This window comes from Pseudomonas sp. NPDC090233, from assembly GCF_044772285.1.
Classification (GTDB): Bacteria; Pseudomonadota; Gammaproteobacteria; order Pseudomonadales; family Pseudomonadaceae; genus Aquipseudomonas.
In genome coordinates, this window is record NZ_JBIVYQ010000007.1 from 25,946 (window position 1) to 38,757 (window position 12,812).

Annotated in this window: 13 protein-coding genes; 5 read left to right on the plus strand and 8 right to left on the minus strand. The window is 62.7% G+C overall.

Features of this window, described 5'->3' with window-relative positions; genetic code table 11:
* Nucleotides 1–150 precede the first annotated feature (150 nt).
* Nucleotides 151–1,038 (minus strand): neutral zinc metallopeptidase, encoded by an 888-nt coding sequence (locus ACIQUF_RS19855; protein WP_403134554.1) that lies wholly within the window; start codon nt 1,036–1,038, stop codon nt 151–153.
* 188 nt (nt 1,039–1,226) lie between these two features.
* On the opposite strand from ACIQUF_RS19855, the gene pcaH reads away from it, so the two are divergent.
* Nucleotides 1,227–1,946, plus strand: a complete 720-nt coding sequence (pcaH, locus tag ACIQUF_RS19860) for a protocatechuate 3,4-dioxygenase subunit beta (RefSeq protein WP_403134556.1) — start codon at nt 1,227–1,229, stop codon at nt 1,944–1,946.
* Nucleotides 1,947–1,956: 10 nt separating this feature from the next.
* A complete protein-coding gene (gene pcaG / locus ACIQUF_RS19865) occupies nt 1,957–2,562 on the plus strand; it encodes a protocatechuate 3,4-dioxygenase subunit alpha (protein ID WP_403134558.1) in 606 nt (201 codons plus the stop codon).
* Nucleotides 2,563–2,595: 33 nt separating this feature from the next.
* Here pcaG and ACIQUF_RS19870 read toward each other — a convergent pair whose 3' ends face one another.
* The 5 genes from ACIQUF_RS19870 to ACIQUF_RS19890 form a co-directional block, all read right to left on the minus strand.
* Nucleotides 2,596–3,030 carry a cupin domain-containing protein gene (locus ACIQUF_RS19870; RefSeq protein WP_403134559.1) on the minus strand — a complete coding sequence of 145 codons (435 nt, stop codon included), beginning with the start codon at nt 3,028–3,030 and terminating at the stop codon, nt 2,596–2,598.
* A gap of 109 nt (nt 3,031–3,139) precedes the next feature.
* Nucleotides 3,140–4,039: a LysR family transcriptional regulator gene (locus ACIQUF_RS19875; protein WP_403134561.1), complete on the minus strand. Its 900-nt coding sequence runs from the start codon at nt 4,037–4,039 to the stop codon at nt 3,140–3,142.
* A gap of 58 nt (nt 4,040–4,097) precedes the next feature.
* Nucleotides 4,098–5,183, minus strand: a complete 1,086-nt coding sequence (trmA, locus tag ACIQUF_RS19880) for a tRNA (uridine(54)-C5)-methyltransferase TrmA (protein ID WP_403134564.1) — start codon at nt 5,181–5,183, stop codon at nt 4,098–4,100.
* Nucleotides 5,180–6,475, minus strand: coding sequence for an NCS2 family permease (locus ACIQUF_RS19885; protein WP_403134566.1), 1,296 nt, complete (start codon nt 6,473–6,475; stop codon nt 5,180–5,182). Before ACIQUF_RS19885 ends, trmA begins: the two co-directional genes overlap by 4 nt.
* A 164-nt stretch (nt 6,476–6,639) precedes the next feature.
* The gene (locus ACIQUF_RS19890) at nt 6,640–7,860 is read right to left on the minus strand and encodes an MFS transporter (RefSeq protein WP_403134568.1); all 1,221 of its coding nucleotides are present in this window, start codon (nt 7,858–7,860) and stop codon (nt 6,640–6,642) included.
* A 347-nt stretch (nt 7,861–8,207) separates the two neighbouring features.
* Here ACIQUF_RS19890 and ACIQUF_RS19895 point away from each other — a divergent pair, with 347 nt between their 5' ends.
* The 3 genes from ACIQUF_RS19895 to ACIQUF_RS19905 are packed head-to-tail and all read left to right on the plus strand — an operon-like array spanning nt 8,208 to nt 10,820.
* The gene (locus ACIQUF_RS19895) at nt 8,208–9,644 is read left to right on the plus strand and encodes a cytochrome ubiquinol oxidase subunit I (RefSeq protein ID WP_403134571.1); all 1,437 of its coding nucleotides are present in this window, start codon (nt 8,208–8,210) and stop codon (nt 9,642–9,644) included.
* Between the two features lie 3 nt (nt 9,645–9,647).
* Nucleotides 9,648–10,655, plus strand: a complete 1,008-nt coding sequence (gene cydB, locus ACIQUF_RS19900) for a cytochrome d ubiquinol oxidase subunit II (protein ID WP_403134573.1) — start codon at nt 9,648–9,650, stop codon at nt 10,653–10,655.
* A gap of 9 nt (nt 10,656–10,664) precedes the next feature.
* The gene (locus ACIQUF_RS19905) at nt 10,665–10,820 is read left to right on the plus strand and encodes a DUF2474 domain-containing protein (RefSeq protein WP_403134574.1); all 156 of its coding nucleotides are present in this window, start codon (nt 10,665–10,667) and stop codon (nt 10,818–10,820) included.
* A gap of 37 nt (nt 10,821–10,857) precedes the next feature.
* Here ACIQUF_RS19905 and ACIQUF_RS19910 read toward each other — a convergent pair whose 3' ends face one another.
* Both ACIQUF_RS19910 and ACIQUF_RS19915 read right to left on the minus strand, forming a co-directional pair.
* Complete coding sequence (locus tag ACIQUF_RS19910; protein ID WP_403134577.1) at nt 10,858–11,982, minus strand: methyltransferase; 1,125 nt, start codon at nt 11,980–11,982, stop codon at nt 10,858–10,860.
* Between the two features lie 93 nt (nt 11,983–12,075).
* A complete protein-coding gene (locus ACIQUF_RS19915) occupies nt 12,076–12,789 on the minus strand; it encodes an autoinducer binding domain-containing protein (RefSeq protein WP_403134580.1) in 714 nt (237 codons plus the stop codon).
* Between the last annotated feature and the right edge of the window lie 23 nt (nt 12,790–12,812).

Here is a 12,812-nt window from a genome sequence, read left to right on the forward strand (position 1 = left end):
TCACTTGATCATTTTTCGATCGCAAGGCGTTGTTGTTCTGGATGCCCGCTGAATCGTGCAGGAGTTATCGGCACGAGACCGCGAAGCTGAAACGCTTTTTCAGCTGATTTGTAACTCTATGAAACCCTTGGCAATTTCACTGACCATTGGTCAAAGGCTGCGCGCACTGAAGGTATCGCAGCTGTTCACATCCCCCTGGGCAAACCCGGCCTTGAACCAGCGCACCCGCTGCGCCGAAGTGCCATGGGTAAACGAATCCGGGACCACGCGCCCCTGGCCCTTCTGTTGCAAACGGTCATCACCGATGGCGTTGGCGGCATTCAGCGCTTCCTCGACATCCCCGGGCTCCAGCCAGTTCAGGCGTTGCTGCGCCTGGTAGGCCCAGACACCGGCCAGGCAGTCAGCCTGCAATTCCTGGCGCACCAGCAGGCCATTGTCGCCCTCCATGCGTTGCCCAGCTCGGCGCGCGGCATCGACCTTGGCCGACACCCCGAGCAAAGTCTGCACATGGTGGCCGATCTCGTGGGCGATCACGTAGGCCTGGGCGAAGTCGCCGGCAGCTGCGAAGCGAGTTTCCATCTCGCGGAAGAACGACATGTCCAGGTACACGCGCTGGTCTGCCGGGCAGTAGAAGGGGCCTACCGCCGCCGAGGCGAAGCCGCAGGCGGAATTCACCTGGCCGCTGAACAGCACCAGCTTGGGGTCGCGGTATTGTTTGCCTGCCTGGGAGAACAGGGCTTTCCAGGTGTCTTCGGTGTCGCCGAGGATCGACGCGACGAATTGCGCCTGTTCGTCGTTGGCCGCCGGCGCCTTGTTGTCTACGCCGCTGGGGGCCTGCTGCTGTTGCTCCATCTGCCCGGTGAGCTGGCCGAGAATCTGCAGCGGGTCCTGGCCGGTCAGCCAGCCGATGCCGACGATCAGCAGGATCGCGCCGAGCCCCAGGCCCTTGCCGCCACCAAAGCGCATGCCACCGCCGCCGCCACCTTCGCCACGGGCATCGACCACGTTGTCGCTGCGCCGGCCTTTTCGCCATTCCATCAGATGCACTCCCGAGCTTGAAACATGAAGTCAAAGATTAGTTCACCTCAGCCAAACGGACTAATGCATAACCATTTGGTTAAGTAACGGACCACTGAATTCAATATTCATCCCTGGCGACTTATCTGAAACTGCATGTCCGCCTGCCACGCCCAGGCGTTCAGATAATTCCAAGAGAGGAAAACGGCATGCCCGCCCAGGACAACAGCCGCTTCGTGATCCGTGATCGCAACTGGCACCCCAAAGCCTTGACTCCCGACTACAAGACTTCGATTGCCCGCTCACCGCGTCAGGCACTGGTCAGCATCCCGCAATCAATCAGCGAAACCACCGGCCCGGACTTCACCCACTTGGGCTTCGGGGCCCATGACCATGACCTGCTGCTGAACTTCAACAACGGTGGCCTGCCGATCGGCGAGCGCATCATCGTTGCCGGCCGTGTCGTCGACCAGTACGGCAAGCCGGTGCCCAGCACCCTGGTGGAGATCTGGCAGGCCAACGCTGGCGGCCGCTATCGCCACAAGAACGACCGCTACTTGGCGCCGCTGGACCCAAACTTCGGCGGTGTCGGCCGCTGCCTGACCGACCGTGATGGCTACTACAGTTTCCGCACCATCAAGCCCGGCCCGTACCCGTGGCGCAACGGCCCCAACGACTGGCGCCCGGCGCACATCCACGTAGGCGTCAGCGGCCCATCGATCGCCACCAAGCTGATCACCCAGCTGTACTTCGAAGGCGACCCGCTGATCCCGATGTGCCCGATCGTCAAATCGATCGCCAACCCTGAAGCGGTGCAGCAGTTGATCGCCAAGCTCGACATGAGCAACGGCAACCCGATGGACTGCCTGGCGTACCGCTTTGACATCGTGCTGCGCGGCCAGCGCAAGACCCACTTCGAAAACTGCTGAGGACCCCGCCATGCCAATCGAACTGCTGCCGGAAACCCCCTCGCAGACCGCCGGCCCCTACGTGCACATCGGCCTGGCCCTGGAAGCGGCCGGCAATCCGACCCGAGACCAGGAAATCTGGAACTGCCTGGCCAAGCCAGAGGCGCCGGGTGAACACATTCTGCTGATCGGCCAGGTGTACGACGGTAACGGCCACCTGGTGCGCGATTCGTTCCTGGAGTTGTGGCAGGCCGATGCCGCCGGCCAGTACCAGGATGCCTACAACCTGGAAAACGCCTTCAACAGCTTCGGTCGTACCGCCACCACCTTCGATGCCGGCGAGTGGACCGTGCAGACGGTCAAGCCGGGTGTGGTGAAGAACGCTGCCGGCGTGCCCATGGCACCGCACATCAACATCAGCCTGTTTGCCCGTGGCATCAACATCCACCTGCACACGCGGCTGTATTTCGATGATGAGGCCGAGGCCAACGCCAAGTGCCCGGTGCTTAACCTGATCGAGCAGCCACAACGCCGCGAGACCTTGATTGCCAAGCGTTGCGAAGTGGATGGGAAGACGGCGTATCGGTTCGATATCCGGATTCAGGGGGAAGGGGAGACGGTGTTCTTCGACTTCTGAATGAAAATGGGGCCGCAATGCGGCCCCAGCATCTCAGCCTTTCACCGGTTTCAGGTCGAATGCATCGCTCTGATACTGGAACAGCAGGCAATCTGCTGCGGCGGTGCAGCCGCTTTCATGCACCAGGTTCGCGGGCAGCTTGTAGTAGGACCCGGCCGGATACTCAATACGCTTGCCGTCGATCACTGCGTAGAACGTACCGCTCAACACCACTGTTGGCAGCGTCTGGCTGTGCTGGTGCAGACCGTTATCAGTGCCTTTCCTGAACTTCACGTACGCTGAATAAGGCCCTTTGCCGAAGATATCCCCTTCAACATTGGCGTAGCTGACAGCGCCGTTGGTCTTGGGTACGTCCTGCCAGTTCAAGGCCGCGCTATCGGTCACTGAAATGGTTTTTTCAGCCGCGTTGACGCCGAGGGCCAGGGTGCTGAGCGCCAAGGTCGCGATAATTGTCTGCACAGCTTTCATGATGAAGTTCCTTCGTTGAGTGACGATGCAACGAAGGTTACCTAAACGAAGAAAGCACAAATACGCGCCTTAGAGGCCATGACCTGTGCTGATAATGCACAGATCGACTTCACCATCTCGCCTCGGCGTAGTACGTCTGCACGTACTCCAGCAATGCCCGCACCTTGGGCGCCAGATAGCGGCTTTGTGGATAAACCGCGTAGAGGTTGCGCGCTGGCAGCTTCCAACTCTCCAGCACTGGCACCAGCCGCCCATCCTCCAGGGCATCATGAACGATGAAAGGGTCGAAGCTGGCGATGCCCAGTGCACCGATGGCAGCGGCGCGCAGGGCCATCGGCGAGTTGGCGCTCAAGCGCCGGGGCATCAGCACTTCACATTGCTCTCCAGTGTCGCGGGCAAGCTGCAAGCGTTGCGGGTGCAACAACTGGCTGTAGCCGAGCAGAGGGTGGTTGGCCAGGTCCTCGGGCGTGGCCGGTGTGCCGTGCCGTTCCAGGTAGCGCGGGGCGGCCACCAGCATGACCTCGCTGGCAGCCAGCCGACGCGCCACCAGGCTTGAGTCAGGCAGGTGGTCGGTGACCCGCAGGCAGACATCGATTTCCTCTTCCAGCAGGTCGACGAAACGGTCACTGCAGTGCAGCTCGATTTGCAACTGTGGATGGCGCTCGACGAAATCCGGCAACCAGCGCCCCAGTTCCAATTCACCAAACGCGGTAGCCACGCCCAGGCGCAAGGTGCCGGTGGGCTGTTGCTGATGCTCGGACAACTCCAACGTCATCGCCTGCATCTGTTCGAGGATCTGCACGCAATGGCGATAGAACAGCGCACCGGCTTCGGTGAGGTGCAGGCGGCGGGTGTTACGGGTGAGCAATTGCGTGCCGAGATGGCGTTCGAGGTGCTTCACCTGGCGTGACAGGACGGTATGCGAGACGCCCGCCTGGTGGGCGGCGGCGCTGAAACTGCCGAGGTCGACGACCCGGCGGAAGGTCTGCATGGCACTGAACTGGTCCATCGGCACAACTCTCCTGGCTGCGTGCGCCGGGGCCATTGCGGCCCCGGTGCAACGCGGATCAGCGCCGGACCAGCAGCACCCCGCTTTCCATGTGATGGGTATACGGGAACTGGTCGAACAGCGCGCAGCGTTCGATACGGTGGGTATCTTGCAGCTGAGCGATGTTCTGCGCCAGCGTCTCGGGGTTGCAGGAGATGTACAGGATTCGCTCGAAACGCCGGGTCAGCTCGCAGGTGTCCGGGTCCATGCCCGCACGTGGCGGGTCGACGAACACGGTGCCGAAGTCGTAGCTTTTGAGGTCGATGCCCTCCAGGCGACGGAACGGGCGCACGTCATTAAGCGCCTGGGTCAACTCTTCGGCCGACAGGCGCACCAGGCGCACGTTATCCACAGCGTTTTCGTCGAGGTTGCTCAGCGCGGCGTTGACCGAAGTCTTGCTGATCTCGGTGGCCAGCACCTGGCGCACGCGGGTGGCCAGCGGCAGGGTGAAGTTGCCGTTGCCGCAGTACAGCTCCAGCAGGTCGTCATCGCGATCGCCGATGGCCTCGAATGCCCAGCTCAGCATCTTCTGGTTCACCGCGCCGTTGGGCTGGGTGAACGCGCCTTCTGGCTGGCGATAGCTGAACACCCGGCCAGCGACGTCGAGTTGCTCTACCGCGTAATCGCGGCCGATGACCAGGCGTTTGCCCTTGGAGCGGCCGATCAGGCTCACACCGAGTTCTTCAGCCAGTTGCCGCGCGGCCACTTCCCAAGCCTCGTCCAGCGGCCGGTGGTAGCACAGGGTGATCATCGCGTCGCCGGCCAGGGTGGTCAGGAACTCCACCTGGAAAAGGCGGTTGCTCAGGTCCTCGCTGGCCTGCCAGGCGGCTTTCAGGCGCGGCATCAGGTCATTGATGCGCTGGCTGGCAATCGGGAAATCATCGATCAGGATGGCCTTGTGCTTCTCGCCGGGGGCGAACATCGCGTAGTGGCGCTGGCCGTCTTCGCGCCACAGGCGGAACTCGGCGCGCAGGCGATAGTGCTCGCGCGGCGAGTCGAATACGGCCGGCTCTGGCGCACCGAAGGGCGCCAACAGCTCGCGCAGGCGGGCGACTTTGCCCTGCAGCTGCGCGTCGTAGGCGTAAGGGTCGAAGACAGCACTCATGCGTTGAACCAGCCCAGCTTGATGACGAACAGGATGGAAAGGATCACCAGGGCCGGGTTCAGGTCGCGGTGGCGCCCGGAGATCAGCTTGACGGCGGTCCAGGAAATGAAGCCGAAGGCGATGCCGTTGGCGATCGAATAAGTCAGCGGCATGGCCAGGGCGGTCACCACCACCGGTGCGGCTTCGGTGACGTCGTCCCAGTTTATTTCCGCGAGGCCCGAGGCCATCAGCACGGCGACGAACAGCAGCGCCGGGGCGGTGGCGAAGGCCGGCACGCTGCCGGCCAACGGGGCGAAGAACAGCGCCAGGAGGAACAGCACGGCCACCACGATGGCGGTCAGGCCGGTGCGGCCACCGGCACTGACGCCCGCTGCCGATTCGATGTAGCTGGTGGTGGTCGAAGTGCCCAGCAGGGAGCCGGCCATGGCCGCGGTGCTGTCGGCGATCAGGGCACGGCCCATTTTCGGCATGTGGCCGTCCTTGCCCATCAGCCCGGCGCGCTTGGCCACGCCGATCAGGGTGCCCGAGTTGTCGAACAGGTCGACGAACAGGAAGGCGAAGATCACGCTGACCAGGCCCACGTCGAGGGCACCGGCGATGTCCAGCTGGAGGAAGGTCGGCGCCAGCGACGGCGGCATGGAAACGATGCCGCCAAATGGCGTCACGCCCATTGCGATCGCGGCCACGGTGACCGCCAGAATGCCGATCAGCACCGCGCCGCGCACCTTCAGCGACTCAAGGCCGACGATCAGGAAGAAGCCCAGGGTGGCGAGAATAGGCGCAGGCTGCTTGAGGTCGCCCAGGCCAACCAGGGTAGCCGGGTTATCGACGACGATGCCTGCGTTATGCAGGGCGATCAGCGCCAGGAACAAGCCGATACCCGCCGCAATGGCCGAACGCAGCGGCAGCGGGATGCTGTTCACGATCCATTCGCGGATGCGGAAGATCGACAGCAGGAAGAACATCACCGCCGACAGGAACACCGCACCCAGCGCGACCTGCCAGGTGTGGCCCATGTGCAGGACCACGGTGTAGGTGAAGAACGCGTTCAGGCCCATGCCCGGCGCCAGGGCGATCGGGTAGTTGGCGATCAGGCCCATGGTGGTCGAGCCGATGGCCGCGGCCAGGCAGGTGGCGACGAAGATCGCACCCTTGTCCATGCCGGTCTCGCCGAGGATGCTCGGGTTGACGAACAGAATGTAGGCCATGGCCAGGAAGGTGGTGACGCCCGCCAGAATCTCGGTGCGCACGTTGGTGTTGTGTGCTCTTAGTTGAAACAGCCTTTCCAGCATGCCCGCTCCCCAAGGCGCCCCCGGCGCCGTGATTGTATCGACCCCATCAGCAAAGCACAGACCGTACCGGATGCCGTGGTTTTGTGTGGGGAGGAAAAAAGCCGCGCATCATACCAGCATGACTGGCGGGGGCCTATGGCCGTTGGGTAAGGGGATTGGCAATGTCAGCCATTGTGCAACCGATCGCGTTTGGCCAAGGTCGGGAACAACTTTATCCACACCCCGGTCACCACCAGGGTGCCGACACCGCCGAGCACCACCGCCGGCACCGTACCAAACCAGTGCGCAGTCACACCCGATTCAAACTCGCCGAGTTGATTCGAGGCACCGATGAACAGGCCATTCACCGCACTGACCCGGCCACGCATCTCATCAGGCGTCTCCAACTGCACGAAGGCGCCGCGGATCACCATGCTGATCATGTCCGCCGCACCCAGTACCACCAGCACCGCCAGCGAGAACCAGAACGAGGTCGACAGGCCGAAGGCAATGGTCGCCACGCCGAACACGCCGACCGCCGTGAACATGGTGCGGCCGACCTTGCGTTCCACCGGGAAGCGCGCCAGCCACAGTGACATCAGCAATGCCCCCACCGCCGGTGCCGAACGCAGCAGGCCAAGGCCCCAGGGGCCGGTGAGCAGGATGTCCTTGGCGAATACCGGCAGCAACGCGGTGGCGCCGCCCAGCAGCACGGCGAAGAGGTCCAGGGAAATGGCCCCGAGAATATCAGGCCGGCTGCGGATGAAGCGGATCCCTGCCAGCAGTGATTCCAGGCTAGCCCGGCCGCGCTGGGGCACCTGTTGGCGCGAATCCAGGCTCAGCATCAGTACACAGGCAATGGCGTACAGCGCCACGGTCGGGCCATACACCCAGATGCTGCCAAAGGCATAGAGGAAACCGCCCACGGCCGGGGCGACGATGGTCGCCGCCTGGGTCGCCGACGCAGACGCCGCCACGGCACGTGGAAACAGCCCAGGTGGCACCACATTGGGCAGCAGCGCCTGGGTCGCGGGCATTTCGAACGAGCGGGTGGCGCCCAGCAGGAAGGCCAACACGAAGATCAACTCGCGGCTGACGTTGTCGGTGGCACTGCCCAGCGCCAGCGCAAGGGCGATCAGCCCCTGCAGGGTCTGGCACAGGGCAGCGACCTTGCGCCGGTCATAGCGGTCGGCGACATGGCCGGTGTGCAGCATGAACAGCACCCGTGGGGCGAATTCGACCAGGCCGACCAGGCCCAGGTCGAGCACGTTGCCGGTGAGCTGGTAGAGGTGCCAGCCAATGGCCACGGTGAGCATCTGGAAGCCGCTGGCGGTGAAGACTCGGGCCAGCCAGAAGGCCACGAACGGGCGGTGATGGCGCAACAACTGCGGTGCTGAATCGGACATCGTGAGCCTGTGGCCTCGGCGCAGTAGAGGGGTCGGCAGCGTATCATCTGTTTGTAACAAACAGTTACTGTTTGCCGTGATCGGCACTTTTTCACGCGTGCGAACAGTGGGGTGGGGCAACGGGTCACGCGGCAATCAACCACACGGCCCGGCGGGCCATTCGAGACTATGCTTCCTAGCAATCGTTGATCTGGATCAATCGTTCCAGAAGCAACGAATTGGCCTATTGGCCGAAATCCCTGCGATCGAACAGAACAATTCCAATGTGCCGCACTCGACTGAAACGTGGGGGCAGTGGGCAACGGGGCCACAAGCCCGGAAGCCGGATTATCTGAAGAGGAAGCACCATGTTCGGAATAGAAGCCCTAGAGCTCGCCCGAATTCAGTTTGCCTTTACCGTGTCGTTCCACATCCTGTTCCCGGCCATCACCATTGGCCTCGCCAGTTACCTGGCAGTCCTCGAAGGCCTGTGGCTGAGGACCCACGAGCAGGTCTACCGTGACCTGTATCACTTCTGGTCGAAGATCTTCGCCGTCAACTTCGGTATGGGCGTGGTCTCGGGCCTGGTCATGGCCTATCAATTCGGCACCAACTGGAGCCGGTTTTCCGACTTTGCTGGCGCCGTTACCGGGCCGCTGCTGACTTATGAAGTGCTCACCGCATTCTTCCTGGAGGCCGGTTTCCTCGGCGTCATGCTGTTCGGCTGGAACCGTGTGGGTCGCGGCCTGCACTTCTTCGCCACGGTGATGGTGGCGCTGGGCACGCTGGTCTCGACCTTCTGGATCCTCGCCTCCAACAGCTGGATGCAGACCCCGCAAGGCCACGAAATCATCGACGGTCGCGTGGTGCCGGTGGACTGGCTGGCGGTGATCTTCAACCCGTCTTTCCCCTACCGCCTGATGCACATGGCCACGGCCGCGTTCGTCGCCACGGCGTTCTTCGTCGGCGCCTCGGCCGCCTGGCATCTGCTGCGCGGGCGCGATAACCCGGCTGTGCGCAAGATGCTGTCGATGGCCATGTGGATGGCACTGATCGTAGCACCGGTGCAGGCGGTGATCGGTGACTTCCATGGCCTCAATACGCTCAAGCACCAACCGGTGAAGATTGCCGCGATCGAAGGCCATTGGGAGAACGTGCCCGGCGAGCCGACCCCGCTGATCCTGTTCGGCATCCCCGATATGAAAGCCGAGACCACCCGCTACAAAGTTGAAATTCCGGCGCTCGGCAGCCTGATCCTCACCCACAGCCTGGATAAACAGGTGCCGGCAATGAAGGAATTCCCGCCTGAAGACCGGCCCAACTCGACCATCGTGTTCTGGTCGTTCCGGGTCATGGTCGGGCTTGGTTTCCTGATGATCTTCGTCGGCCTGTGGAGCCTGTGGCTGCGCAAGCGCGGCACGCTCTACAGCTCACGACCGTTCCTGTACCTGACCCTGTGGATGGGGCCATCCGGCCTTATTGCGATCCTGGCTGGCTGGTTCACCACCGAAATCGGCCGCCAACCGTGGGTGGTCTACGGGCTGATGCGCACGTCCGAAGGCGTTTCCAACCACAGTTATGCACAGCTCGGCTTCACCCTGGTGGCGTTCGTGGTGGTGTACTTCGCGCTGTTCGGCACGGGCTTGGGCTACATGATGCGCCTGGTGCGCAAAGGGCCGAAAACCGGTGAGGGCGATGAGCACACGCCAGGTGGACCCGGACAGAAACGTACGCCGGCACGGCCGTTGTCGGCCGCCGATGATGGCCGTGGGGCCAACACGCCCAGCCTGAGCAAGGAGAACTGAGCCATGGGTATCGACCTTCCGCTGATCTGGGCTGTGATCATCATCTTCGGCGTCATGATGTACGTGGTGATGGATGGTTTCGACCTGGGCATCGGCATGCTCTTCCCCTTCGTCAAGGGCGAGCGTGACCGTGACGTGATGATGAACACCGTTGCACCAGTGTGGGACGGCAATGAAACCTGGCTGGTGCTGGGTGGCGCCGGGCTGTTCGGGGCGTTTCCGATGGCCTACTCGGTGGTGCTCGAAGCCTTGTACCTGCCGCTTATGCTGATGCTGATCGGCCTGATTTTCCGTGGCGTGGCATTCGAGTTCCGCTTCAAGGCCAAGGACGAGAAGCGCCATATCTGGGACAAGGCGTTTACCGGTGGCTCGCTGGTGGCGACCTTCTTCCAGGGCGTTGCACTGGGTGCTTTCATCGAGGGCTTCAAAGTGGTCGACCGGCATTACGCCGGTGGCACGCTCGACTGGCTGACCCCGTTCAGCATTTACAGCGGCCTGGGCCTGATCGTCGCCTACACCCTGCTGGGCTGCACCTGGCTGATCATGAAGACCGAAGGGCCGCTGCAGAAACAGATGCATCACTTGGCCAGGCCGCTGGCACTGGTGCTGCTGGTGGTGATCGGCATCGTCAGCCTGTGGACGCCGATCGCCTACCCGATGATCGCCGACCGCTGGTTCAGCATGCCTAACCTGATCTGGTTCATGCCGGTGCCGATCCTGGTGCTGGTGACCTTCTACGGGCTGCTCAAGGCGGTGGCGCGCAATGCCCATTACACGCCGTTCCTGCTGACGCTGGTGCTGATTTTCCTTGGCTACAGCGGCCTGGGCATTAGCTTGTGGCCGAACATCATCCCACCGTCGATCTCGATCTGGGATGCCGCCGCACCGCCGCAAAGCCAGGGCTTCATGCTGGTGGGCACGTTGTTCATCCTGCCGTTCATCCTCGGGTATACCTTCTGGAGCTACTACGTGTTCCGCGGCAAGGTCACCCACGAAGACGGCTATCACTAGGAGGGGCGCATGATGACAGGCAAACATGGCCTTGAAGAAAAGAAACCCCTTTGGCAGCGGCTGGGCTGGCTGCTGCTGATCTGGGCGATGAGCGTGGCGGCGCTTGGGGTGGCCGCTTATGTGATGCGGATGTTCATGAGCGCGGCCGGGCTGACTACCCACTGACGATGCAAGGGGGCTGCAATGCAGCCCCTTTTTCTGTTTACTTGCGGGCCTTGAGAATCACGAATTTGGGCGTCGCCGCCACTTGTTCAACACCCCGGAACAACCGCGCCAGCTTGCTGTGATAACCCAGGTGGCGGTTGCCGACGATAAACAACGCACCGCCCACCACCAGCGCCTCACGCGCCTGCTGGAACATGCGCCAGGCAAGGAAGTCGCCCACCACCTGCTGCTGGTGGAACGGCGGATTGCACAGCACCACGTCCAGCGATTGCTTTTCCACCCCGGCCAGGCCATCACCGGCCAGCACGCTTACCTCACGCTCGCCCAGTGCCGCCTGCCAGTTTTCCTGGGCCGACTGCACCGCCATGTACGACTCGTCGACCAGGGTGTAATGCGCCTCGGGGTTGGCCAGCGCGCTGGCGATGCCCAGCACGCCATTGCCGCAACCCAGGTCAGCCACACGAGCGTTACCCAGGCCACGCGGCAGGTGCGGGAGAAACGCACGAGTACCGATGTCCAGATCGTCGCGGCAGAACACGTTGGCATGGTTGAGCAGTTCCAGTGCCGGCGTTTCCAGTCGATAGCGAGTCGGGTAGGGCGAACGCGCGGCAGGGCGCTCGGCGACGGTGGCGGTCAGCAGACGCGCCTTTTTCTGTGCCAGAGAGGCCTGCACCGGGCCGATGTACTTTTCCAGCAGATCGCCCGCCGCCCGCGGCAAGTGCTTGATCATGGCTCCGGCGATCACCTGGGCGCCGGGGGCCAGGTGGCCTTGCAGGCGGATCAACTGCTCTTCGAGCAGGGCCAGGGTCTTGGGTACGCGCACCAGCACGCGATCGAACGGGCCTTGCCAGTGCTCGCTGGCCGGGACGAAGGGTACGCTGTCGAATGCTTGGCCGTTGCGTGCAAGGTTTTTTTCCAGGGCCAGGTGGGCCAGGTGCGAATCCCCACTGCTGACCACCGACACATGGCCGACCAGGCTGGCAGCCAGGGCGCCGAAGCTGTCATTGAGCACCAGGACATGGCTGTCTGCGGCCAGCTGCTGCCCATGCAGCTGTTCGAGCAGGTATTCATCGGCGGCATCGAAGGCCTGCAGTGGGTCGTTGGCCTGGTCCGGCTGGCGGATCAGGTCGAGTTCGGCATAGGGGGTGGTCAACAGGGGCATGGCGTCTGGCTCGGGTACGGATCTGCCCGTTGCGGATCGCCACGAGCTTTGGCCGGCGATTCTACAGGGCTTTGCCGACGGTCGCAGGCCTGGCTATTGATCGATCAGGCCGCGCATCATGGCGATGGCGATGGCGCCGGCCTTGTTGGCGGCATTGGTCTTGGTGATGACGCTGCGGATATGGAAGTTCACCGTGCTCTGCGACAGCGACAAGATGCAGGCGACATCGGCAGCGGTCTTGCCAGCAGCCGACCATTTCAGCACTTCGATTTCACGCTCGCTCATTCTGGGCTGGGGCGGGCAGAGCCGGGCCAGGTGATGCTCGCTGATGATCGCGTGCAGGGTGTGGCACAGCCACTGCACCTTGCCAGCCTTGTCGTAGAGTTCGGCGATGCTCACGTCGCCTATCGGCCTGGCCACACTGACCTGGCTCTCGTGATGCTGCTGGTCGTGCAGGGACTGGGTCCAGCCATGGCGCAGGCCATGTTGACACGCTTGTTCGCGATACAGCGGCACTTCGCGGTACAGGTCGTCGGTCCACAGCACCGGCATGGTTGAGGCATGGCTGCGAGCGGCTGCCGCGTCCTGTTTGTAGAACTCGTCGCGCTGATATCGCTCGATCCATTCAACGGGATAGTTGCTGTAGAGGTAGAGCTTGGGTGACTGTGCAGCCAGCTGAATGCGCAGCTTCAGACCCAGGAATTCCATTTCCATGTCTTGCGCCAGATGCACGGCGAGATCGAACACGTTCTGTGGCGCGCTCTCGCTGATCAATTGATGGAGATGCTCATGATTCCACTGAAGCATCTGTCACACTCCCTGAAGTTCGC